Source organism: Hymenobacter sp. M1-2 (genome assembly GCF_057808495.1).
In genome coordinates, this window is the sequence record NZ_JBTYZO010000020.1 from 73,411 (window position 1) to 95,820 (window position 22,410).

The window sequence follows — 22,410 nt, forward strand, 5'->3', positions numbered from 1 at the left end:
CGCTTAGGATGAGTACCGGGACTTGTCCCGGATAGCTCTAGTATCTCGTGAAGACCCTCGGGACAAGTCCCGGGGGTCTTTTTGCTTTACGACAGTGTCCCGGGACTTGTCCCAAGGGACTTCCGCACATATAAAATATCCTCGGGACTTGTCTCGGGGTGCTTTTCACTGTGCGGAAGCGAGTCAGCACTTGTCTTGGTGCATGTGAACTAGTCAGGACGCGAATCGAAGAGAGACGTGTAGTCCTAGCGGCCGCGCCGCCGACGCCCAAACCGCTGCTACCAGCACTTTGCTAGCTTATGCCGTTTACGGGGTGGAGGCCGTTTCCGGCAGCACACCGTACGTCACCAAATCTGCGCGCAGCTGCTCGGGCGAGCGAAACTGAATGGCCTTTAGTCCTACTTCCTGAGCGGCGCGCACGTTGGCCGCGTTATCGTCGATGAAGATGGTGTGAGCGGGGTCGAGGGCGTAGCGCTGGAGCAGGGTTTGGTAGATGGCCGGGAAAGGCTTGCGCGTCTTTTCAGCGCCCGATACCACGATGCCTTCAAACCAGTGCAGGAAGTCGAAGGTCTGTAGCGCGTACGGAAACGTTTCGTGCGACCAGTTGGTGAGGGCGTAGAGCCGGTGCTGCCCGGCCTCTTTGATTTCGGCCAGCACTGCCACCGTGCCGGCAATGGGCCCGCTAAACATTTCATCGAACCGGCCATAATACGCCTCAATGAGGGCCGCGTGCTGCGGATACTGCGCCACGAGCAGGGCAGTAGCTTCGGCCAGCGGCCGGCCCGCGTCCTGCTCCTCGTTCCAGGCCGCGGTACACACGCGGGCAATGAAATCTTCCATTTCGGCCTCTTCCGCGAATAGTTTGCGGTACAGGTAGCGCGGATTCCAGTCAATCAGAACCCCACCCAGGTCGAACACGACGGTGGTATAAGAGGAATGAGTCATGCAGGGAAGCAAGTTGTAGCCAGCCGAATGGCCGGAAGGTTAAATGTAAGATGCTCAGACGGTGATTTCCACTGGATTACCGTCGGGGTCGGCCACCACGCTCTCGTAGTAGCCGTCGCCGGTGGTGCGGGGTTCGCCTAGCACGGAGTAGCCGTCGTTGCGCAGCCGCTCGGTGAGGTCGTTTACGGCTTCCTGGCTACCCGTCGAAAAGGCCAGATGGGCATAGCCTACTACAGGAGCGGTACCAGCCGTTGCTGGTACCGCTCCTGTAGTAGGCTTGTGCATCAGCTCCAAGCGGGCCCCGGACGCAAAGCGGAGGAAGTACGAGGTGAATTGCTTCGTGGGGTTGTGGTATCTCTCTCCCGCCACAGCCTCAAAATAGCGAGTGTAGAAGTCCTTAACCCCCTCCAGATCGGTCGTCCATAGGGCAACGTGTTCGATGACCATGCAAGATGTGTTAAGATTTATAGCAACAGATAACCGTTTGTGGGCTGCTTGGTTGGTTGACAGCGTGCTGGGCTAGCACCAGTCGTGCTTCTTGCAACGGGCATTCACTGCTCCAACGCCGTTGGCCCGTTTCGCAAATGTGGTACACGTGGTATTCTAGCTCGAAGGTGCTTCCCTCGGCCTTGTCGTAAGTGCCAGCCCAGGTGTTATAGGCTTCTAAAATGCTCATGGCCGTGAATTTCAACGCCCCCGCCAAACTACATCTGCGTGTGGCGCGGAGGCAGTGGTTAATTCAGCTGGCGGTGGGTGGGTTGCGGTTGTCGGAGGGTGGGCCGCCGGCTAGTTGGCTCACCATGTCATCGAGGATGTCTTTGCTGTAGCCGATGCGGTTGGCGTATTCCATGCACAGGCCGTATTCACGCGGGTCAATCTGGCCGTCTTGGAGCATCATCTGCACCAGCGTTTGCAGTTCCAGGGTGCGTTGCAGGCCATCAGCGGGAACGATGAAGCTGAGTACGGCGAGGTTGTCGGCAATGGGCTGTACCTCCTCGGACTTGAGGCCGAGCTGGTTGCCAATCTGGAGCAGCAACTGGCTTTCTTGCTCGTCCAGCTCGCCATCGGCAGCGGCTACCAGCACCAGATTTTGATAAAATGCCAGCTTCTTCTGCGGCGTGTTCAGGACTTCCTGTAGGTCGTGGGAGGATTGCATATGGGTGGGGTTCGTCGGTGCTTATTCGGGAATACTGACTTCACTCAACGACACCCTTCCGGGAAGGTTTTGCCTGCCAGCTACTGTCGGGATACACTTTTGGCTACTTACAGGCGGTTTTTGAGCCGCCTTGGGGTATCAAGAGCAGTTTTGCGGGACCTCACCCCCGACCCCGCAAACGCTTCATGCGCGTTACCTCAAGGAAAGAGGTCGAGGGTGAGGTCCCGCAAAACCGGTGCCCCCTCTTCCTAAGGAGAGGGGGTCAGGGGGTGAGGTTCCGCGAAACCGCTTTAAGTTGCCACGTAGCGGTGTCAGAGTGGCGGGCGTCTCTGGTTCCGGGGCTAATAGCGTGTCGCCCCGCCGGGGCTTGAGAATTACGTAGTCATTAGGCTACTACCGATATGACGCCCCGCTGGGGCTAGCAGAACCCCACCAGCTAAGTCTCACTAAAAAGCACTGGGCTCGATGGTGGCACGGCGAGCGGTAGGACCAGGCACTCAACAACGACGAGCGGACAAACGGCGAAAAGCCGTCAGCCCGCGCAGGCGTCCGCGCAGGTGTGCGGTGGCCCTAAATGGTCAGACAAAGACCCCATAGTAAAGTATTTTACCCGGCTGCCAGCTAAACTCTCACCTCTCATATCCCACCTCTCATATCTCACGTCTCATATCTCACGTCTCATATCACCAGCCGCACTTGCTCCGGGGCCGGGCCAATGGTGGCAATGGCGCCGGCATTGAACTGGAGAAAGTCGGTTTCGATACCATCGGAGAAGATGACGCCGCCGGCCGGCATCCGCGACTCTATCAGCAGCGGCGCATCGGTTCGTACTCGCCCGGCCACCAACTCACACTGCGTGCGTCGGCTCCGAAACGGCTCCCGCACCACAAATAACAACTCCCCTTCTAGCGGGCGCGGATATTCACCGATGCTAAACGGAGCACCCGCAAAGTCCTCCACCCCGGCCGCCATGTTATACACGGAGCTAAGCCAGCCCGTAGCCCCGGCCGGCGTGCTCACGATAATACCCGACGAAGAATGCTCCTCGGCCTGCTCCCCAAACGACACCTTATACCGCGCCGACACGTGCGAAGCCGCACCCACGAACAGGTCGTTGAAGGCCAGCAGACGCTGCCCGTCGTTGAGGCGGGCTTCGGCCAGCCCCACGGTTCGGACTTGATGCTTGCCAGCCATCACCTGCTGCACGGCCCGCAGGCACGTGTCGGGGCGGAACGGCAGCAGCTGCCCGTCGTAGCGGTCCGGGTCTGGGTTGACGGCCACAATGGGCCGGTCGCCGACGTACTTGGCCGTATTCGCCACCAGCCCGTCTTGGCCCACCACGACCACCACCTGGTTGTCAGCGAAGATGAATGAAGGCAGGAACGCCCGGTCCACCACCTTATTCTTCACAATGCCCGCCAACTGCCGCTGCACCAACGACAGTGCCGCCTCAAACCGCTCGTGCTCCTGCTCGTACTCGGCAAAGTCGCCGCCCGAGCGCTCGATGTAGAACCGCGCCTGCGCGGCTGTATTGAAGCGCTCAATCAGGGCTTCGAGACGGGTTTTGTTGCGGATGACGATGGCGTACTCAATCCGGCTCATCCCCGGCGCCCTCCTTTGCCGACGCCCGACCTGTTGCCGCCCTGCCCGTCGTTGCCGGAGCCGGAATCGGGCCGGTTGTCCGGGAAGCCATCCGTAGAGCGGTTGCGGGTGTTATCGGCGCCCAAAATGCTTTCGAGCAGCTCAGGGCTGATGTTGAGCGTGCCGATTTTGCCGGCATTTTCGGCCAGCTCCCGGAAGGCCAGCGCGATGTTGAAGCGCGGGTCCGGGTTGTTGTTGAGGGCCACGAGCGTGCGCCAGTCCAGGTCGCGGTAGGGCTTGAGCGTGGTGTCGATGACGTAGCCCTGGGTTTCGGCTTCCTGCCGCTCGTTGGTGGTTTTCTGCTCCAGCAGCTGGGCCCGCTGGGTTTCCACCGCAATGTCGGCCTGCACCTGCATCTCGCGCAATTTTCGCTCGTTGTCGGCGCGCTGAATCTGGGCTTCCATCTTCTTCTCGTCGATCTGCTTGCGCTTTTCCTCCACCGCAATGTCGGTGTTCAGCTCGCTCTCCTTGATGCGGCGCTCCTGCTCCACGGCGAAGTTGCGGCGCTCGTAGATAGCCTGGTCGGCGTCCTGTTGCAGACGCTCACGGGTTTCGGTTTCGAGGGCCCGCGCCATTTCGGGGTTGGCCTTGATGGCTAGAATATTGACGCCCAGCACTTCAATACCCAGCAGCGCCACCGCCGGCGACGTTTGCAGCCCCTCCTGAATCCGGGCCTCCACCGCCTTGTTCGACCGGATTGCCTCCTTCAGCCCCAACTCGTGCACCAACGACGAAGTAGCCGCCTGCGCCTCATTCACGAGCCGCTGATTGAGCTTCTCGATATCGTTCTTCTTGTACACGCCCGCCGCATTAACCGTAAAATCGAGCAGTTCGGCCAGTTGCTTAGGGTTGCTGATCTTATAGGTGATCTGGCCCTGAATGGACAGGCTTTGGTAGTCGTTGGTGGTGTCGTTGAAAATGAATGGCAAGTCGTTGCTACCAATCGGAATGGCAACGATAGAGCTGTTGAGGGTAGCGTAGAAAAAAGACAAACCCCGTCCCTCCCGCACGATACGCCCGTTTTTGTACTGGATGACATAGGTCATCGAATCGAACTTGCTGTAGCTGATGCCGAACATGCGAGAGGCGGAGAAGATGAATTGTTGAGCAATATTCTCATAAAACGTATCACCTCCAACGTGGCGCTTATACAACTCAACTACAAGCTTAGGCTATAGCTACTCTTAGCTACCTGCCTCGGTTAAGTGCGCGCGGCTAACCTGACAAACAACAAAAGGGTGGTGCTAAGTAGCACCACCCTTTTGTGTGTCCTGTAATACGGCTTCGAACAAGGCTCGAAGACGCGGTTAATGCCAATTGCGCATCTCGCGGAATGGCACCAACCTCATTTTGTAGCGGCGCAAACGCCACGTATTCAGAATGGCTAGTGAGGAAATGGACAAGCCGATACTGGAGTTGCGGCTGGGTCGGCTGGTACGGCAACGGCGGTAGGGGCGGGCTTGCCAGTGCCTTTCACTCGGGTCATGATGAAGCCGCTGGTGGGCAACGTCGGTAGGCGCGTCAGGTCGTAGTGCAGGTTTTGGAGAGGCACGTCGAAGGTGATGCTGTCATTGAGGAAGCCCACGGCCTGCTTCATGGCTTCGATGGTAATCCATTCACCGGCGCACCGGTGGCCGGTTAGATAGTCGCCGCCACCTTGCGGGATGAAGTCGAAGGCGCTGCCTTGCCAGTTGCGGAAACGGTCGGGCCAGAACACGTTGGGATCTTGCCAGAGCCGCTCGTCGTGGTTGGCGCCGTACACATCGAGCAGCACCAATGTGCCCTTCGGAAACGGAAAGCCGTTCCAGGTGAAATCTTCGCGCACTCGGGCACCCAAAAACGGCGTAAACGGGAAATAGCGGCGCACTTCCTGCACAAATAGCTCGGTGTAGTCGTCGTTGGGGTTGCGCAGCAGCTGCCGATACGGCGGGTACTCGTACAAAGCCAGTGCCGCGAAGGTGATGTAGGTAGCAATAGCCACGATGGGCCGCAGCAAGTTGATCAGCTCAATGGCCGCCATTTGGGTTGTCAGCAGCTCACCATCCGGCTCATGGTGCCAGGCCACCACGTAGGCCGGCATGCCTTCCTCAATCGGCAACTCGCCCGACCGAATATCCCGGATGATGCCACGAATCCACTTTTCGGCGCGGTTACGGGCCTGCTTGCCCCGGCCGTGCCGCGCTCCCACCCCACCGAAAGCATCTACCATAGCTCCAAAGTCGCGGGCGCGCAGGCGCACTTCCTTCTCGCGCAGTGGCACGCCCGTCCAGGCACAAGCCGCCCGGCAAAGGATTTCTTCGGCCTCCGAAAACAGCTCTACCCGTTCCATCTGCTCCCATTTCTGGGCGTAGGTCTGCCACTGCTCGGCCAGCAGACGCGTAAGCCGATGCCGGCTGCCGGGCCCCATCACCGACATAAACATATCCTTGCGGCAGCGGTGTTCGTCGTTGTTGCGGGTCTGAATACCATCTTTGCCCATGAGGGTGGTTTGCACCCGGCGCGGTATGGCCCCCGTTCGCGTGAAACGGTTTGGGTCGTAGAGCAGCTCGGCAGCTTCCGGGCCGTGCATGCAAATGACCTCCTGCCCCATCAGCCGCATCCGAAAGAGGTCGGTGTCGTAGAGCTGGTGGCGGCGCTGCAAAAAAGGATAGCCCTCGCGGAGCAGCTTAAGCGTGTTATCGAGGCCGGGAACGTGAAAAATCTTGGGCATGAGGGCTACGGAGCAAGAAGAAATGGACCAGCGCATATGAGCCGGCTTGTCTTCTTTTCCTACGTAGGCACCGGCATTGGGATATTGCGCAGCTTTCACGCTAACCCTGAATGGCAAAACGTGAGAAGTGAGATATGCGCTTGCTGTAGGCCCATTACTTAACCCACGTTGCCGAGTGAAGAGTCGTCAGTAGGTGAGCCCCGGAGGGGCGACATAGCGGTAGCAAAAGCAAAGCATAAACAATCAAGCCCCATCGGGGCGACACCCTTCGTTGGCCAGATTGTGTCGCCCCAATAGTGCTTTTCCCAACTTCACCGGCGGTATCTTCTACCGCTATATCGCCCCTCCGGTGCTCACCTACTGACGACTCTTCACTCAACAACGTGAGTTATTTTAGGAAAGTCATAAGCGGCATTGTATACTGACGTTCAAACAAAAAGCCTGGCCACAGGACCAGGCTTTTTTCCATAAGGAGGTATAGCAACCTATGCTTTCAGACTCGTAATGGCCTCTACTATCTCCTCCGAAATGCCGGTAGTGCTGAAACCGCCGTCGTGCATGAGGTTCTGCATGGTTACGTAGCGGGTCAGGTCCGAAAATAGGCTGATGCAGTAATCGGCGCAGGCTTCGGCGGGCGCGTTACCGAGCGGAGCCATCCGGTTGGCGTATTCGAAGAAAGCATCAAAGCCGCTGATACCGGTGCCGGCCGTGGTTTTGGTGGGCGACTGCGAAATGGTGTTCACGCGCACCTTTTTGAGCTTGCCGAGGCGCTGGCCGTAGCTGCGGGCAATGCTTTCCAGCACGGCTTTGGCCTGCGACATATCGGTGTAATCGAGGAAGGCCCGCTGGGCGGCAATGTAGGACAAGGCTACTACCGAGCCCCACTCGTTGAAGGCGTCCTGCTTCTCGGCCACGGCCAGCATCTTGTGAAACGAGAGGGCCGACACGTCCAAGGTCTTCTGGAACCACTCGTAGTTCAACTCGCCGTAGTGCTTGCCTTTGCGGATGTTGGCACTCATACCGATGCTGTGCAGCACGAAATCGAGCTTGCCGCCTAGTTGCTCCTGCGCGCCGCTGAAGAGCTTCTCCAGGTCTTCCATTGAGGTGGCATCGGCCGGAATGATGGGCGCGTTGCACTGCTCGGAAAGCTTGTTGATTTCGCCCATGCGCATGGCCAGCGGAGCGTTGGTGAGCACGAAACGAGCCCCTTCGGCGTGCGCCTTCAAGGCTACTTTCCAGGCAATAGAATCCTCGTTCAGAGCGCCGGATATGATGCCGACCTTGCCAGCGAGTAGATTAGACATTGGTTTTTCGTTTTGAGTTTTCGTTTTTGGCCTCCGCTGCTGCCTGGTTTCGGGCTTCAAGTTCACAAATAACCAATAACCAACAACGAAAAACCAAAAACGCCTCTATCCCACCAGTTCCTCGCCGCGCATGGCCAGCAGTTCCCGGGCGCTTTGGTAGGCGTGCTGGCTGGGTTTGGCCCCCGAAATCATCTGGGCTATTTCGTGGATACGCTCTTCCAGGTTGAGCAGCCGGATGCGGCTCACGGTACGGTCGGCGCGGTCTTCCTTGTACACGAAGTAGTGGGCGTCGCCGGCGGCGGCCATTTGCGGCAGGTGGCTGATGGCAATGAGTTGGTGCTTGCGCGCCATCTGCTGCATCATGCGGCCCACCTTCACCGCTATTTCCCCACTAATGCCGGTGTCTATTTCGTCGAATACTATGGTTGGCAACGCGGTTTTATCAGCCAGCATGTACTTGATGCACAGCATGAGGCGCGAAAATTCCCCACCCGAAGCTGCTTTGCTCAAGGTCTGCGGCTGGGCGCCTTTATTGGCCGAGAACAGGATGCTCACTACGTCGATGCCGCTGGCGCTGGGCTGGCTTTCGTGGTGCTGCACTACAATGCGCGAGTGCGGCATACCCAGGTCCACGAGCAGCGAGGCCAGTTCTTTCTCAAACTTCGGGAACACCTTGCGGCGGGCTTCGGAAAGACGTACCGCCTGCTTCTGCACGGTCGCCAGCGCAGCCTCCGCGTCGCGGCGGAGACGGTTGATTTGCTTGTCGAGGTTGAGCACGGAACCTACTTTGTCACGCAGGTCGCCGCGGACGGCTAGCAAAGCTACTACGTCGCGCACTTGGTGCTTGCGTTGCAGGCTGTAGAGCACGTTGAGGCGGCTTTGCAGCTCGTCGATGCGGGCGGGGTCGCCTTCGGTGCGACGCTCTACGGCTTCAATCTCGTCTACTATATCGTGCACTTCAATCAGGCAGCTGTCGAGGCGGTGTTTTAGCTCCCGGGCCGGCTCGGAGTAGGGCGCAATCTGGCCTAGCAGCGTGGTAGCTTCCTTGAGGGCCGTGGTAGCGCAATACTCACTCTCGCTCAGGCTTTGCAGGGCGCTGGTCAGCTTATACTTGATTTCCTCGGCGTGCTCCAGCTCTTTTACTTCCTGTTCCAGCTCGTCTTGCCGCTCGTTGTCGAGGCGGGCATCTTCCAGCTCGGTCAGCAGGAAGCTGTGGTAGTCCAGCTCTTTGTTGGCCTGGGCTACTTGGTCTTCCAGGGTTTTGAGGTCGGCTTCGAGCTTGCGGTACTGGCGGTAGGAGTTGCTGTACTGCGCCCTAGTCGGGACCAAGCCCGCGTACAGATCCAGCAGGTTCAGCTGAAACACGGCATCGGCGAGCAGCAGCGTGTCGTGCTGCGAGTGGATGTCCATGAGGTTGGCGCCAATGCTGCGCAGCGTTTCCAGCGTCACGGGCGTGTCGTTCACGAAAGCCCGCGATTTACCAGCCGGGCTTATTTCGCGGCGCAGAATGCACTGTGTATCATAGTCGAGGTCCGCGGCTTCGAAGATGTCCTGGAGGTGGTAGCCGCTGATATCGAACTGGCCTTCAATCACGCATTTCTTTTCGGTGTCGAAGAGCATACGCAAGTCGGCGCGGTTGCCGAGCAACAGGCCAATGGCGCCTAGCATGATAGATTTACCGGCGCCTGTTTCGCCGGTGATGATGTTCAAAAGAGCCGAGGGTTGCAGCTGCAGCTGCTCAATCAGGGCGTAGTTCCGGATGCGAAGGTCAACCAGCATAGCAATCCACATGAGGGCCGGATACCCGACCGTAGCTGACGAAGAAAAAAAGCTACCACGCAGCCATAGCGGCGTAGTAGCTTTTGCAAAGCTACTAACTCATTTAGCGAATTGCCAATAATTTTCGCAATAAAGATTTTTAATGCCTCAAAGGAGAGGAAAACTCTAGTTTTTCTTTCTGCGGAACGAGCCCGACTTCTTGCTCTATTCCTGGGCTAAGGCTGCCGCAGCATGGCCTGGTACTTGGCCGTGTTGGTAGGATCTACCTCTATCATCATGTTGGTGAGATTCTGTTTCTGCTGAACGTCCGTTGCGCTACGGAAGATATTGGCTATTTCCTCGGCCTTGGTATCAAAAAAGGCGCGGGCCAGCAAGGTGCCGGGCCGCCGGAGTGCCGCCTTCTGCACGCCTTGCAGCGCCGTGAAAATACTAGCGCGGGCTTCTTCCGGCTTCTCGATGAATACGTCGAGCCCCTGGCGATAATAGGCGTAAATACCCGTGCGGAAGGCCTCAAGCTGCGGGTCTTGTAAGTTGTTGAGCAGCCAATAGCGGTTTCGTGGCTGGCTGTCTTTCCAGGCTTCATCTGCTTCGTTGGTTACCGTCTGCGATGAAGCATTTTGCAGCACAATCCGGGCCCGGTCGTAGTAAGGCGAGCCGCCAAGACGCGAGAAACTGTCCTGGTCGATGCCGATAGTAAGGTAGGCGTAGAAAGTCAGCAGCGCCGATAGATTGCCCACGAAGTTGTTTTCGGAGAAATCAATGGGGGTTTGCGGCGAGTAGTTGAAAAGGAAGTTACGGTCGGAAAAGCTCAGCAGGTTGGTTTCTGTGCCAGTGCCATATACCGGCCGCGTCGACACGATGCGGGCCGTAGCCAAATACTGTCCGTTCTGCGGAATGGCGGTAATGCCCACGAATATTCGCATTTGAATTCGCTCCTCGGGCCGGTAGGTCTGGCTGGTAAAAGAGCGGGTGTTGATGAACGTCTGCATGTCGTTCTGCATCTGCTGCACCAGCTGCCGGTCCGCAATGGTCACGTTTTCGGTGGTGACGCGCACTTGAGCCTGGATTTCCTGCGCCTGGCCGGAGTGGCTGGTCAGCAGCGCAATCAAGATAACGAGTAAGGCAGACAGCGGAGATTTATGCTTCACGGGGCAAACGGGCAAGAACAGCTTCAACAATGTCGCGGGCCACTTCGGCCTTGGGCTTTACTTCAAAGATACGAGTTTGGCCCTGCGCGTCCAGCAGCGTCACTTTGTTGGTATCGTGGCGAAACCCGGCGCCGGCATCGCGCAGGGAATTGAGCACCACGAGGTCGAAGTTCTTGCGGCGCAGCTTGTCGCGGGCGTGGGCTTCCTCGTCGTTTGTTTCCAACGCAAAACCCACGGAATATTGTTCGGGCCGCTTCATTTTCCCGAGCGTGGCGGCAATATCCACGTTCTTCACTAGATCCAGCGTGAGCGTGTCGCCGTCCTTTTTGATTTTCTGCTCCGCCACCTGGGCTGGCTTATAGTCGGCAACGGCCGCCGCGAATACCCACACATCGGCTTGGGACGCCACCGCTGCTGCCGCCGCATACATCTGGTCGGCAGTGGTTACGCGCTGCGTCTGAATGTGCGGATTCGCAGGGTCGGGTAGGTTGCTGGGGCCACTGATGAGCGTCACTTCGGCCCCAGCCGCCGCAAACGCCTCGGCCAGCGCGTAGCCCATCTTGCCGGTGCTATGGTTGCCGATAAACCGCACCGGATCAAGCGGCTCGTACGTGGGTCCGGCAGTAATAAGCACAAGCATCTTTTAAATTCTGAATTATGAATGAGGAATTATGAATTGGGGAAGCGCTAGGCTGTATTCAATGAACAATTAGCAATGAGGAATGAGCAATTGGTAGCACGTCCCGGTCTGCCCGCTTTTTCGGCGGGCTGACCGGTCGAAGGGCGCGCCATCCGTTCATTCTGAATTCTGAATTCTGAATTCTGAATTGCGGCAGTTAAGTAAACGAAGCAACCTCAGCTCGCGGCGACCGGTCAGCTCGCCGAAAAAGCGAGCAGACCGGAACCAACGGCAACAAACAATTGCCTGCTTAGGCCATCCTTCATCCTTCATCCCTCATCCCTCCAAAAAACCGCTCCAGCTCGACTACAATGTCTTCGGGTTCCAGCATGCGGCCAGGGCCGGAAAGGCCGCTGGCTAGCTCGCCGGCGGGGGAATCGAGCACGATGTTGCCGTAGGAACGGAGCTTGGCTAGGTTGGCAGTGGTAGCGGGATGGGCGTACATGTCGAGGTCCATGGCGGGGGCCAGCAGCACGGGGCAGCGCGCCGAGAGATACACAGCGTCGAGCAGCGAGTCGCAGAGGCCGTGGGCGAAGTGGGCCACCGTGTTGGCCGAAGCTGGCGCTACCAGTAGCACATCGGCCCAGAGGCCCAGGTGCACGTGATTGTGCCATTCGCCGGCGGCTTCATCCTTGAGGAACCCTTGCAGCACGGGATTTTTGGAGAGCGTGCCCAAGGTGAGGGGCGTAACAAAAGCCGAAGCCGAGGCCGTCAGAATGACTTGCACCTCGGCTCCGGCCTTGACGAGCAGCCGCACCAATGGCGCGGCTTTATAGGCGGCAATACTACCGCACACTCCCAGTAAGATTTTGCGTTTTTGCAGCATCACGCAACAATGCTGTCATTTCCAGCGCAGCGGGAAATCTAATCTGGCACCAAACGGCGTTCCTCAGATTTCTCGCTGCGCTGGAAATGACAATTACTCGGCTTTACGGCCTTCGGTCAGGTCTTCTTCGGCGGGCGTGCGATAGTGTACTTTACCTTCCAAAAACTCTTCAATAGCGAGGTTGGTAGGTTTGGGCAGACGCTCGTAGTGCTTGCTGATTTCGATTTGCTCCCGGTTTTCGAACACCTCTTCAAGGTTGTCGACGGTGGTAGCGAATTCGGCCAGCTTGCTATTTAGCTCCTCTTTCAGCTTTACAGCCAGTTGGTTGGCACGCTTCGAGATGACAGCAATGGACTCGTATACGTTGCCGGTTTCGGCCGCGAATTCCGACATGTTGCGGGTCACGATGGAGGCGGAGGCGTTGTTCGGGGTTTTCATGGGGTCAATAGTTAAATTGTTGTATTGCTTAATTGTTGATCAAGAACGGCTAACCATTCAACCATGTAACAATTAAGCCATTCCTATTACTTTGCGGCCGTCGGCTCGGCGGGTTTGAGCTTGGCGGCCTGGTCGCGGGCATCGGTGTACATCCGCTCGGCTTCTTTCAGGCGCCGGCTCTGCGGGTAGGTGTCGATGAAGTGCTGGTAGAACGCTGTTACTTCCAGGTACCGCTCCCGCTGCTTCTCCGGCACGCTTTCCCGGGCCAAATCGTACTGGGCGCTAACCTTTAGGAAATCCGCTTCTTCGTTGAAGGCTGAAGCCGGAAACTGCTGTTGGAACGTGGTCAGAGCCACTACGGCCGACTGATAGTAGCGCAGATTGTAGTAGAGCTTGGCGCCCTGGTAGGCTTTGTTTTCCAGCTTCTTTTGCAACTCCTGCGACATATTTTCCGCTTCGGGACGGAAGGTACTGCTAGGGTAGCCGTTCAGGAACTCCTGGAGGGTTTCCAGCGCCGAATAGGTGTTCGTTTGATCTAGCTCCCACTCTGGCGAGTCGCGAAACAGCGACTTGGCTTGCAGGAACTTAGCTTCCTCGGCGTACTGGGAGTTGGGATACGTGTCGGCGAAGGACTTGAAGTAGTAGGCGCTGAGCGTGTAGTTGCTTTGGCGGAAGTTGGTGTTGGCGAAGTAAAACTGGGCTTTTTCAGCTTCCGGACGACCTTTGAGTAGCGGCACGAGGTCTTCGAGCAGCGTACCGGCTTTGAAGAAGTCGCCTTTGTCGTAGTACTGAATGGCAGCTTCGTACTTCTTGTTCACATCGTTGCTCTTAAGCAGCTTCTGGTAGCCGCTGCAGGCGCCGAGCAGCAGCGTGCTCAACAACAGAACAAAAAGGGTCGGGCGAAAAGTATGCATAAGGGGCGCAAAGGTAACGGATTCTGCCTGAATGGCTGAAGGTGTTTACGGGTTGAGGAAAGAGACCCTACCGCGCGGCCGGCGCCTTACTGCCCGGCACTGCTGGCCGAGCTACCGGTTTCGGGGTGGCCTTGGGTGGCGCAGGCGACTTTGAAGGCGGTTTCGGGGTGGCTTTGGCTTTCGGTTTGGCGCTGGTTTTAGTTGCCGGTTTGGTTTTCTTTTTAGGCTTGGCTTTCACTGGCAAGGCAAAGTGCTTGCCTAACACCGCGCGGCGGGTTGGGCGTTCCGTGGCCCGCCACTGGAAACCCTTCAGCTTTTGATCCTCGGGTTTTAGCTCATGGGGCGGAATAAAGCTGGCGTCGGGGTTGGTGAGGAAGCTGATGGTTTGCAGCTTGCTTTCGGCAAAACGCAGCACCATCGTGGCCGATATGGCTTTGTTCATACCACTTACAGCCGTGTCAGCCTCAAGAGCATAGTAGAGGCTCTCGGCGTTGCCAAGCACGTCCACTTTTTTTATCGAGTTGTTCTGGAAGTAGGCCACCATGTTGCGGCCCTTCACCTGGTTGAAGTTCAGCAGCGTGTCTTGCCCGATGATGAATGCGTTGGCGTAGAGCCGCATCTGGTCTACCTTGCCCTTGCGCTGCCGAATATCCATGCTGTCGGCGGTGAGCTGGTTTTTGTCGTTCCAGAGGATGGGATTCTTGTTGAGGTAGATGATGGAATCCTGCCGGTCGTAGGTGAGCGAGTCGCAGCGGCCTTGCAAGTCGGTGCGAAAGATTTTGGCTTTCGGATAGGCGTAGAGCACGCCGGCCTCGTTGCGCGGCGGGCGGCCTTCCTGGCTGATAAGCGTATCGGCGGCCAGATAGAGCGTGTCTTTGCCGGAAATGTTGCGCATCACGGGCGCTCCGTGCACCTGGGTGCGGCCCAGCGTGCGCCAGTAGCGCCCCACGTCCCCCCGAATCACGAGGTTGTCTTTCTTCGACGTCATCGAGACGTGGCCGGTGGCAACGCCGTACTGTCGCGCCTCGTCATAGACCAGCTTGTCGCCGCCGAGCAGATAGTTGGGCGTCTCAATTTTGGCGTTCTTCTGGAAGTTGGAAACCCGCGTGATGGTGTTATAAGTGCCGTTTTCCGCGTAGAGCGTGCCGTCCTTACCCTTGATGCGCGTAGGCCCGAGGAAGACGGCAATCTTGGATACCGTATTGTATTGCAGCGTGTCGGTATCGATGGTATTGTCTTTGGTCACCAGCTTCACGTCGCGCTTGAAGCTGAACACCTTGGTCTGGGTGTTGTAGTAGCCGAAGCGGCTGTCGAGCGTGTTTTCGGGGTCGGTGAGGTGGCCGCCGGTGCTGTAGTAGGCCAGATTGGTATTCAGGTCGTAATCGAGCACCTGGGTGGTGAGCGTTATGCGTGGGTCGCGCAGGACCACGTTGCCGGTGATGCGGGCCTTGCGGGTGTCGCCGTCGTAGGTGCCCCGGTCGCCGGTGATGGTGATGGTATCATTCTGGATGATGCGCACGTTGCTGAAGGCCTCCAGCGCGTTTTTGTCGAGATACTGGTAGGCGGAGTCGCAATACAGGAGCGTGGTGCCCTGCCGAAAGCTCACGTTGCCAATCAACTTGCGGATTTCAACTCCATTAAACGTGCCCCCTATCAGACGCTCCGTGCCGGGTAGCAACTCAATGCGTTGGCGTTTGGGCGGGGTGGGTGGCGTAGCTGGTTTGCGTTGGGCCACGGTCAGTAGGGGCAACGAAACCAATAAAAGCAGCAGAAGAAATCTAGGTGAAAGCATTTCAGAGCAAAGGTAGGGAATCTGCCCCCGTGCGGCGGCGCGCTGAGGGTGTCTTGCGCGAAGCTGCCGCCTCCCGTTGAGCGATACGCACTGGTAGAATGAGGCGGTGACAGGTCAATACAACGCAGCAAGGCCAACGCGCTGCCCCGTGCTGGTTCTGGTATCAGCGTGCTTAGCCAGGTTCTTACTCCTGCACCGGCCGGCCCAGCAACGTGAGCATGTTGGGCACATTGTCCACCTCAATGGCATCGGGCTGACAGTCTAACAGCCGTTGGATGGTTCCTTTGGAGCGCCCGCCAAACGTGATAACCTGCAAGCCAGCTGCGCGCGCCTGCACCGTGCGTTCTGGCGTTATCAAGTCCTTCGGAACCACAATGGCTTGCACCTTCTCCGATTTGGCCACATCAAACTGCTTGCCGAAATTCTCGGTTATCTCCAGCCCAACCGGAATACCGGGCAGCGCCTGGCGTAGCGCCGCCAGGGAAGACTGGTTCGTGGTAACAAGCAAGAGCCGCTCCGGGGGCCAGGGATACTGGGCCAGCAAACGGCCCAGTGCCCGCGCCAGCGCCGGTGCCCGGCCAAGCGGCTGCCTGGCATTGCAGGCGTTGGTTTCGTGCAGGTCGAAATGCAGATAAGGCAAGGTGGGACGCTTGCTGAGCGTGTCGAGCAGGGTTTGCAGCGTGACGGGCCGCTCCTCGTGCCACAAATCGTAGAACCACCCACCCTGGTAGTCCAGCTGTTGCAGCGCCGCCGCGGGTTGCTCGTACACGCAGCCGTGCCCGTTGGTGATGGACTCCAGCGTCTGGTCGTGATAGAGCATCACTACGCTGTCCTGGCTGAGCTGGAGGTCCACTTCCACCCCATCGGCGCCGTGCGCCAGCGCCAGCCTGATGCTGGCCATGCTATTGGCGGGCAGCGGATTGAACGGCATGAGCGGGGTTATGAAACCAGAGCCAGCATGGCCAATTACCAGGGGTTGTTGGCTGGCGGGCCGCGGCTTAGTAGGCCGATTACAACCGGCCAGCAGCGGCAGGCTTATCACCAAAGCAAAATACCGTAAGCGGCACAGCAGATAGGGCATCATACAAGGCTCAAACTTCGCACCTCCGGTAACCATACCATTCAGGTGGTCTTTGGTTTGAAATGCCTAACGCCCAACAAGGCATCCTCCGTATTTTTGCGGTTCGCTTCATTGCTTTATATGCTCGACCAAGTCCGCCGCTACATCGAAGAACACGACCTTTTCTCCCTGCAAACCGACACCTTACTCGTGGCCGTGAGCGGCGGGCAAGACTCCGTGGCGCTGGCCGACGTGCTGCACCGACTGGGCGCGCAATTTGCCATAGCGCACTGCCATTTCGGGCTGCGCGGCGAGGAGGCCGATGCTGATGAGGAGTTTGTGCGCAAGCTGGCCAAGAAGTACGAGGTGCCTTACTTCGCCGAGTTTTTCCAGACCAAGGCGTTTGCCGCGCAGGAAGGCATTTCAACGCAGATGGCAGCCCGCGCCTTACGCTACGAGTGGTTTGAGCGGCTGCGCCAGACCCAGGGCCTCACCTACATTGCCACCGCCCACCACCAGCGCGACGCCGCCGAAACCATGCTGCTCAACCTCACGCACGGTACCGGGCTGGCGGGTTTGCATGGCATCCGGCCCAAAAATGGCCGCCTCGTCCGTCCTCTGCTGGGCATCGGCAAGCCGGCGCTGTTCGAGTATTTGGTGGAGCACCACCTCATCTGGCGCGAAGACGCCTCCAACGACAGCCCCGTGTACCAGCGCAACCGCCTGCGCCAGGAGGTGCTACCCGTGCTGCGCGCCATCAACCCCAACCTCGACCAGACCCTGCAATTCACGGCCGAGCGGGTGGGTGGGGCCGAGGAAATCGTGCGGCGCTACGTGGCCGATACCGCCGCCCAGGCCCAGCGCACCGAGGAGGAAGTCACCTACCTCGACATCCGGCTGCTGCAAAAAACGGCCGCTACGGCCCTGGTGCTGCACGAGCTGCTGCGGCCGTTCGGGTTCAGCTTTCCGGTGGTGAAGGACATCGTGGCCGCCTTCAGCGCCGAGCCGGGCCGCCGCTTCGAGTCGCCGACGCACCGACTGGTGAAGGACCGGGAGCAGCTGGTGATTACGCGCCGCAACCTCACCAAATTCGGGACCCACCAAGTACAGGCGGGGCAGGAAGCACTCAAGATGGATGGGCTGCACCTGCGTCTGGAGCTGCAAGAAGTGGCCGAAGGCTTTGAGGTACCCCGCGGCAAAGCCGTAGCCGCCTTGGATGCCGATACCCTGAAATTCCCGCTCATTGTGCGCCCCTGGCAGGAAGGCGACTGGTTTATGCCCATCGGCATGAAAGGCAAAAAGAAGCTCTCCGACTTCCTCATCGACCAGAAAGTGCCGCTCAACCTCAAAGACAACGTGCACGTGCTCTGCTCCGGCGACGGCAAGATTGCCTGGGTCATCGGCTTCCGTCCCGACGAGCGGTTCCGCGTGAGCGACGATACCGAGCGGGTGCTGGTAGTGAAGCGGATGTAGTTGAATGGCTACATGGTTTAATGGTTAAATGGTTGGTCGTTCAACATTCACTAGAGCGGTTTGGGGATGCGTGTACCCTGAGGAGGCAACAGCCTCCGCCCCTCCCCTAACGCCGAAACCGCTCTCGGTACGCGGCCGGGATACGGGCGGTAGGGCGGGCTACGGACTAAAGTCCGTGCCACAACACAACGACCGGGCACCTGCTTGTGGCACGGACTTTAGTCCGTCGCCCCACTCCGTAGAGCGGTGTAGCAATGAGCAGACGCCGAGGCCAGCCCCCGCCCCTACCCCGCCGTACTCCGACGCCCAAACCGCTCTAACGCCTAATTTTTTTACCTCGCCCGTAAATCGAATCTATAACAGCCTGTTTGTAAATGACAGGAGCCGGTCTGGGAGAGAGACGACATGCTTCACCAGAGAGTAGAGGTGTGTTCACTAGTGCCGGAGGTATGTTCGCCGGTACTGGAGCCGTGTGCGGCGCGTCCGGACCTGTACCCGCCGCAACTTGACCCGTGCCTTTTGTTGCCGGACCCGTATCCGCCGCTGCCGGACCTGTACCCGATGCTGCTGGCCCCGTACCCACGGCTAGTAGAGGCGTATTCGTTGCTACCAGACTCGTACCCGCCGCTGCTGGACCTGTGTTTTTTGCCGCTGGACCCGTGCGCGCCACTCCCGACGCTGTACCAACCAGCAAAACGTGTGACCAGCCAGTGCGGCACGCCCCATGACCGGGCCCGGCAGCCATTCAGCCCTTTAACAATTCGACCAGTAAGCCATTCAATTCAACCATCCAAGCAGTAGCTTTACGCCCGAACCTAAATCGTACAACCCAATTCCTCACCCGATGAAAGTTACCGTAGTTGGAGCTGGCAACGTGGGCGCTACCTGCGCCGATGTATTAGCCACCCGCGAGATTGCCAACGAAATTGTTCTGGTCGACATTAAAGAAGGCTTCGCCGAAGGCAAGGCCCTCGACATCTGGCAAAAAGCGCCCATCATCGGGTACGACTCGCGCACGGTGGGCGTAACCGGCGACTACAGCCGCACCGCTAACTCCGACGTGGTGGTGATTACCTCCGGCCTGCCCCGCAAGCCCGGCATGACCCGCGACGACCTGATTTCGACCAACGCCGGCATCGTGAAATCGGTGACCGAGCAGGTGGTGCAGCACTCGCCCAACGCCATCATCATCATCGTGAGCAACCCGCTCGACGTGATGACCTACCAGGCCCACCTCACCTCCGGCCTCGACCGGACCAAGGTGTTTGGCATGGCCGGCATTCTGGACACGGCCCGCTACCGCGCCTTCCTGGCCGAAGCCCTCAACGTAAGCCCCAAGGACATTCAGGCGGTACTCATGGGTGGCCACGGCGACACCATGGTGCCGCTCCCCCGCTACACCACCGTCGGCGGCATTCCAGTCACAGAACTCATTGACAAAGCCTCTCTCGACGCCATCGTGGCCCGCACCACCAACGGTGGTGGGGAGCTGGTGAAGCTCATGGGCACTTCGGCCTGGTACGCGCCTGGCGCCGCCGCTGCCCAAATGGTAGAAGCCATCGTGCGCGACCAGCGCCGCGTGTTCCCCGTCTGCATCCGCCTCGAAGGCGAGTACGGCATCGACGGCGTGTACCTGGGCGCCCCGGTTATTCTCGGCAAGAACGGCATCGAGAAAGTAATTGAGCTGCAACTCAATGACGAGGAAAAAGCCCTGCTGGAAACCTCCCGTGGCCACGTGAAAGAAGTAATGGACGCTCTGGACAACATGAGCAAGGCATCGGCCTAAGCTTCCTATTCTTCGGATAAGAAACCGGCCGTTCCGCTAGCGCGGGGCGGCCGGTTTTGCTTTATGCCATCACGCGCAGCTTCGCTAGCGTCTGGAACCTTGGTAAGATTATATTCTCACAAGTGGCGAGAAGCACTCAAGTACCCTTGTTTGGATATACCCACTATATACTCACTCCGAACCTTCTCTTTAAGGCCTGAATTCGGAAAATTCAATTTACCGAGTTCGACGTCAGTACGCTACAGACGATTCGCTTGGGGGCGCTGCCAGCATTCAGTATCTTGTGAGCACGAAACCCGATACATGCACGTAAACCTCATCGACACCAATCCAGAAGTAGCCGAAGCCTGGGCGAAAGTATTCGCCGACGTCCCGGAAGTCACCGCTCATCACGGCTCCATTTTCGACCATCCCGCTGATGCACTCGTCAGCCCCGCCAATAGCTTCGGCTACATGAATGGCGGCATTGATTTCGCCATTTCCAAGCACCTGGGCTGGCATCTGGAGAAGGACTTGCAGCGCGTCATTCGCGAGAAATATTACGGCGAACTGCTGGTGGGGCAGGCCGAAATTATCGACACGGGAAGCACCTTGTTTCCCTATCTCATTGCTGCTCCCACCATGCGCACGCCCATGACCATCACGCGCGGACCCAATGTGTACCAGAGCATGAAGGCTGTGCTGCTGCTATTGCAACACGGCAAACTCAGTACTGGAGAAAGTGTGCGGGAAAAAGTGCGGACTGTGGCTATTCCGGGGCTCGGTACTGGCGTGGGGCAGGTAAGGCCGCTGGTATGCGCCCGGCAGATGCGCATTGCCTGGGAAGATGTGATGCACCAGAAGTACGCTACCAAAGCCGGCTGGGAAGAAATGTGCTCCAACTACGCCTACTTCTACACCCACAATGAGTCGGATATTAAATACGATATCGGCTAGATCAACCAGCTCGAACGGCTTCCTCATGACTGCCCAGACCGTTGAAGCCGCCCTCCGTACCCTGGCCGATAAGGCCCGTGCGGCGCTGCTGCAACGCTTCTTCCAAACCGGCCCCGGGCAATATGGCGAGGGTGACCAATTCCTTGGTCTCACCCTGCCGCAGCAGCGGCTCGTGGCGCGGGAGTTTCGGGCGTTGCCACTGGCGGAAGCGGAATATCTGCTGCACAGTCCCTGGCACGAGTGCCGCCAAACCGCTCTCATCATCTGGACGCTGCAATTCGCCAAAGCCGGCCCTGCTGGCCGCCAGGCCATTCATGAGGCATATCTGGCCAACCGGCGCTTCGTCAACAACTGGAACTTGGTGGACATCACGTGCCCGCTGCTGCTCGGCACCTACCTGCTCGACAAGGACCGCACCCCACTCTATGACCTGGCCGCTGAGCCGCACCTCTGGAGTCAGCGCATGGCTATTGTATCGACGCTGGCCTTCATTCGCCAGCACCAATTTGCCGACACCTTCGCACTAGCTGCCCAGCTCCTCTCCCACCCTCACGACTTGATTCATAAGGCCACCGGCTGGATGCTGCGCGAAGTGGGCAAGCGCAACGAGGAAGCACTGGAGGAATTTCTGGCTGACCACCGCGGCCAGCTACCACGGACGGCGCTGCGCTACGCCATTAAGCGACTCCCGCCCGCGCGGCGGCAGTGGCACATGAGCAAATAGGCTAATAGTGCTTAGTTGGTTGCTTCTTGCTTCACGCGGGACGAGCGGCTAGCCATTTCTACACTGGTGCGCAACTAACTAAAAACCCAAGCCAGCGGATGCTGGCTTGGGTTTGAGCACTATGGAGCAGCCCTGCGATTACGCTTCGGAAGCTATTTCTGGCTGGCTTTGAAGAGTCGCTGCTTTTCTTCTTTCGACAGGCTTTCGTAGCCAGAGCGGGAAATCTTGTCGAGGATGGCGTCGATGTCTTCCTGCTCAGGTTTAGCCGGGCTGCCTTTGCGCGCCGCCGACGTTGCGGCACCACCACCGCGGTGCGTTACACGGACGCGGGACTGCCCGGAGAATAACCTTCCCACCCAGTCGCCGACGGCTTGCACAGGGCGGCCCAGGTCGCGGCCCCGCTGGAGCTGTTTAATGAACAAGAAGCCAATAAAAGCGCCCCCCAAGTGCGCGATTTCGCCGCCGGGGTTGCCACCATCAATGCCGGCAATGGAAAGTACTACCACCACGGCCGCAATGTACTTAATGCGCACCGGGCCCAGCAGAAGCAAGCTGAAGGTGTAGTCGGGCAGTAGCGTGGCGGCTCCCACAATGATGGCCATAACGCTGGCTGAGGCACCAAACAGAATGGCATGGCGCTCCTGAAACACCGGTATCAGGTTGAAGGCCAGCAAGTACAATATAGCTCCCGCCAACGCCCCTAGCACATAGAGACTTACCAGTTTACGGTCGCCGAGGTATTCGCGCAACAGGGCGCCGAACCAGTACAGGTTCAGCAGATTGAATAGAATGTGGAAGAAATCGACATGTAGGAAGCTGTAAGTCAGCAGGGTCCAGGGACGCGTAAGCAGGCGAAACGGCTCACTCGGGACGGCCAGCCATTCCAGCACGGGCATGTAGGCAAATTGCTTCGTGAGCAGATACAGACCCACGCGCACCAGCAACAGTGCCACGAAGGCCAGCACGTTAATCAGCAGCAGTTGGGTCAGGGCATTGTCGCGCCGGGTGAAAGCGGCGCGGATGTCATTCAGAATACTCATGGATGGGAAGGCAAAAGAAGCGGCGCAGGTGGGTACCCCAACGGTACCATTCGGCTTGT

20 protein-coding genes and 1 pseudogene are annotated in these 22,410 nt (G+C 58.4%); 4 read left to right on the top strand and 17 right to left on the bottom strand.

Annotation, left to right across the window (positions count from 1 at the left end; translation table 11 throughout):
• Positions 1-306: 306 nt before the first annotated feature.
• From ACYSMN_RS18515 to ACYSMN_RS18590, 16 genes and pseudogenes are all read right to left on the bottom strand, one after another.
• Complete coding sequence (locus tag ACYSMN_RS18515; RefSeq protein ID WP_488925403.1) at positions 307-945, bottom strand: HAD family hydrolase; 639 nt, start codon at positions 943-945, stop codon at positions 307-309.
• A gap of 54 nt (positions 946-999) precedes the next feature.
• Positions 1,000-1,392 carry a VOC family protein gene (locus tag ACYSMN_RS18520; protein ID WP_488925404.1) on the bottom strand — a complete coding sequence of 131 codons (393 nt, stop codon included), beginning with the start codon at positions 1,390-1,392 and terminating at the stop codon, positions 1,000-1,002.
• A 10-nt stretch (positions 1,393-1,402) separates the two neighbouring features.
• Positions 1,403-1,621, bottom strand: coding sequence for a hypothetical protein (locus tag ACYSMN_RS18525; protein WP_488925405.1), 219 nt, complete (start codon positions 1,619-1,621; stop codon positions 1,403-1,405).
• Positions 1,622-1,684: 63 nt separating this feature from the next.
• On the bottom strand, positions 1,685-2,101 hold the full coding sequence (locus ACYSMN_RS18530) for a tellurite resistance TerB family protein (protein WP_488925406.1): 417 nt from the start codon (positions 2,099-2,101) through the stop codon (positions 1,685-1,687).
• 678 nt (positions 2,102-2,779) lie between these two features.
• Positions 2,780-3,703 (bottom strand): NAD(+)/NADH kinase, encoded by a 924-nt coding sequence (locus tag ACYSMN_RS18535; RefSeq protein WP_488925407.1) that lies wholly within the window; start codon positions 3,701-3,703, stop codon positions 2,780-2,782.
• Positions 3,700-4,821, bottom strand: a complete 1,122-nt coding sequence (locus ACYSMN_RS18540; protein WP_488925408.1) for an SPFH domain-containing protein — start codon at positions 4,819-4,821, stop codon at positions 3,700-3,702. Before ACYSMN_RS18540 ends, ACYSMN_RS18535 begins: the two co-directional genes overlap by 4 nt.
• A gap of 305 nt (positions 4,822-5,126) precedes the next feature.
• The gene (gene cypC, locus ACYSMN_RS18545) at positions 5,127-6,452 is read right to left on the bottom strand and encodes a CYP152 family fatty-acid peroxygenase CypC (RefSeq protein WP_488925409.1); all 1,326 of its coding nucleotides are present in this window, start codon (positions 6,450-6,452) and stop codon (positions 5,127-5,129) included.
• A gap of 485 nt (positions 6,453-6,937) precedes the next feature.
• Positions 6,938-7,756 carry an enoyl-ACP reductase FabI gene (locus ACYSMN_RS18550; RefSeq protein ID WP_488925410.1) on the bottom strand — a complete coding sequence of 273 codons (819 nt, stop codon included), beginning with the start codon at positions 7,754-7,756 and terminating at the stop codon, positions 6,938-6,940.
• A 105-nt stretch (positions 7,757-7,861) separates the two neighbouring features.
• Complete coding sequence (gene recN / locus ACYSMN_RS18555) at positions 7,862-9,535, bottom strand: DNA repair protein RecN (RefSeq protein ID WP_488925411.1); 1,674 nt, start codon at positions 9,533-9,535, stop codon at positions 7,862-7,864.
• Between the two features lie 215 nt (positions 9,536-9,750).
• Complete coding sequence (gene porD, locus ACYSMN_RS18560) at positions 9,751-10,683, bottom strand: type IX secretion system protein PorD (protein ID WP_488925412.1); 933 nt, start codon at positions 10,681-10,683, stop codon at positions 9,751-9,753.
• Positions 10,673-11,323, bottom strand: a complete 651-nt coding sequence (locus tag ACYSMN_RS18565; protein ID WP_488925413.1) for a phosphopantothenoylcysteine decarboxylase domain-containing protein — start codon at positions 11,321-11,323, stop codon at positions 10,673-10,675. Before ACYSMN_RS18565 ends, porD begins: the two co-directional genes overlap by 11 nt.
• Before the next feature lie 325 nt (positions 11,324-11,648).
• Positions 11,649-12,188, bottom strand: a pseudogene (locus ACYSMN_RS18570) (flavoprotein); the annotation flags it as partial.
• A 93-nt stretch (positions 12,189-12,281) separates the two neighbouring features.
• Positions 12,282-12,626, bottom strand: a complete 345-nt coding sequence (locus tag ACYSMN_RS18575) for a DNA-directed RNA polymerase subunit omega (RefSeq protein WP_488925414.1) — start codon at positions 12,624-12,626, stop codon at positions 12,282-12,284.
• An 86-nt stretch (positions 12,627-12,712) separates the two neighbouring features.
• Complete coding sequence (locus ACYSMN_RS18580; RefSeq protein WP_488925415.1) at positions 12,713-13,540, bottom strand: outer membrane protein assembly factor BamD; 828 nt, start codon at positions 13,538-13,540, stop codon at positions 12,713-12,715.
• A 67-nt stretch (positions 13,541-13,607) separates the two neighbouring features.
• Complete coding sequence (locus ACYSMN_RS18585; protein WP_488925416.1) at positions 13,608-15,332, bottom strand: OstA-like protein; 1,725 nt, start codon at positions 15,330-15,332, stop codon at positions 13,608-13,610.
• Between the two features lie 184 nt (positions 15,333-15,516).
• On the bottom strand, positions 15,517-16,416 hold the full coding sequence (locus ACYSMN_RS18590; RefSeq protein ID WP_488925417.1) for a glycerophosphodiester phosphodiesterase: 900 nt from the start codon (positions 16,414-16,416) through the stop codon (positions 15,517-15,519).
• Positions 16,417-16,533: 117 nt separating this feature from the next.
• Here ACYSMN_RS18590 and tilS point away from each other — a divergent pair, with 117 nt between their 5' ends.
• The 4 genes from tilS to ACYSMN_RS18610 all read left to right on the top strand — a co-directional run bounded on the left by tilS (position 16,534) and on the right by ACYSMN_RS18610 (position 21,311).
• Positions 16,534-17,865, top strand: a complete 1,332-nt coding sequence (gene tilS / locus ACYSMN_RS18595; protein WP_488925418.1) for a tRNA lysidine(34) synthetase TilS — start codon at positions 16,534-16,536, stop codon at positions 17,863-17,865.
• Positions 17,866-18,709: 844 nt separating this feature from the next.
• Complete coding sequence (mdh, locus tag ACYSMN_RS18600) at positions 18,710-19,651, top strand: malate dehydrogenase (protein ID WP_488925419.1); 942 nt, start codon at positions 18,710-18,712, stop codon at positions 19,649-19,651.
• Positions 19,652-19,954: 303 nt separating this feature from the next.
• Positions 19,955-20,587: a macro domain-containing protein gene (locus ACYSMN_RS18605; protein ID WP_488925420.1), complete on the top strand. Its 633-nt coding sequence runs from the start codon at positions 19,955-19,957 to the stop codon at positions 20,585-20,587.
• 25 nt (positions 20,588-20,612) lie between these two features.
• On the top strand, positions 20,613-21,311 hold the full coding sequence (locus tag ACYSMN_RS18610; RefSeq protein WP_488925421.1) for a DNA alkylation repair protein: 699 nt from the start codon (positions 20,613-20,615) through the stop codon (positions 21,309-21,311).
• Positions 21,312-21,463: 152 nt separating this feature from the next.
• Here ACYSMN_RS18610 and ACYSMN_RS18615 read toward each other — a convergent pair whose 3' ends face one another.
• Positions 21,464-22,351, bottom strand: a complete 888-nt coding sequence (locus tag ACYSMN_RS18615) for a rhomboid family intramembrane serine protease (protein WP_488925422.1) — start codon at positions 22,349-22,351, stop codon at positions 21,464-21,466.
• Positions 22,352-22,410 lie beyond the last annotated feature (59 nt).

What these genes read in the sequence shown, in the direction of transcription:
- tilS (WP_488925418.1), top strand. Translation starts at nt 16,534, where the DNA reads ATGCTCGACCAAGTCCGCCGCTACATCGAAGAACACGACCTTTTCTCC.
- ACYSMN_RS18530 (WP_488925406.1), bottom strand. Translation starts at nt 2,101, where the DNA reads ATGCAATCCTCCCACGACCTACAGGAAGTCCTGAACACGCCGCAGAAG.
- ACYSMN_RS18550 (WP_488925410.1), bottom strand. Translation starts at nt 7,756, where the DNA reads ATGTCTAATCTACTCGCTGGCAAGGTCGGCATCATATCCGGCGCTCTG.
- ACYSMN_RS18540 (WP_488925408.1), bottom strand. Translation starts at nt 4,821, where the DNA reads ATGTTCGGCATCAGCTACAGCAAGTTCGATTCGATGACCTATGTCATC.
- ACYSMN_RS18575 (WP_488925414.1), bottom strand. Translation starts at nt 12,626, where the DNA reads ATGAAAACCCCGAACAACGCCTCCGCCTCCATCGTGACCCGCAACATG.
- ACYSMN_RS18515 (WP_488925403.1), bottom strand. Translation starts at nt 945, where the DNA reads ATGACTCATTCCTCTTATACCACCGTCGTGTTCGACCTGGGTGGGGTT.
- ACYSMN_RS18525 (WP_488925405.1), bottom strand. Translation starts at nt 1,621, where the DNA reads ATGAGCATTTTAGAAGCCTATAACACCTGGGCTGGCACTTACGACAAG.
- ACYSMN_RS18605 (WP_488925420.1), top strand. Translation starts at nt 19,955, where the DNA reads ATGCACGTAAACCTCATCGACACCAATCCAGAAGTAGCCGAAGCCTGG.
- ACYSMN_RS18590 (WP_488925417.1), bottom strand. Translation starts at nt 16,416, where the DNA reads ATGATGCCCTATCTGCTGTGCCGCTTACGGTATTTTGCTTTGGTGATA.
- mdh (WP_488925419.1), top strand. Translation starts at nt 18,710, where the DNA reads ATGAAAGTTACCGTAGTTGGAGCTGGCAACGTGGGCGCTACCTGCGCC.
- ACYSMN_RS18580 (WP_488925415.1), bottom strand. Translation starts at nt 13,540, where the DNA reads ATGCATACTTTTCGCCCGACCCTTTTTGTTCTGTTGTTGAGCACGCTG.
- ACYSMN_RS18565 (WP_488925413.1), bottom strand. Translation starts at nt 11,323, where the DNA reads ATGCTTGTGCTTATTACTGCCGGACCCACGTACGAGCCGCTTGATCCG.
- ACYSMN_RS18585 (WP_488925416.1), bottom strand. Translation starts at nt 15,332, where the DNA reads ATGCTTTCACCTAGATTTCTTCTGCTGCTTTTATTGGTTTCGTTGCCC.
- ACYSMN_RS18520 (WP_488925404.1), bottom strand. Translation starts at nt 1,392, where the DNA reads ATGGTCATCGAACACGTTGCCCTATGGACGACCGATCTGGAGGGGGTT.
- ACYSMN_RS18610 (WP_488925421.1), top strand. Translation starts at nt 20,613, where the DNA reads ATGACTGCCCAGACCGTTGAAGCCGCCCTCCGTACCCTGGCCGATAAG.
- cypC (WP_488925409.1), bottom strand. Translation starts at nt 6,452, where the DNA reads ATGCCCAAGATTTTTCACGTTCCCGGCCTCGATAACACGCTTAAGCTG.
- ACYSMN_RS18615 (WP_488925422.1), bottom strand. Translation starts at nt 22,351, where the DNA reads ATGAGTATTCTGAATGACATCCGCGCCGCTTTCACCCGGCGCGACAAT.
- ACYSMN_RS18535 (WP_488925407.1), bottom strand. Translation starts at nt 3,703, where the DNA reads ATGAGCCGGATTGAGTACGCCATCGTCATCCGCAACAAAACCCGTCTC.
- recN (WP_488925411.1), bottom strand. Translation starts at nt 9,535, where the DNA reads ATGCTGGTTGACCTTCGCATCCGGAACTACGCCCTGATTGAGCAGCTG.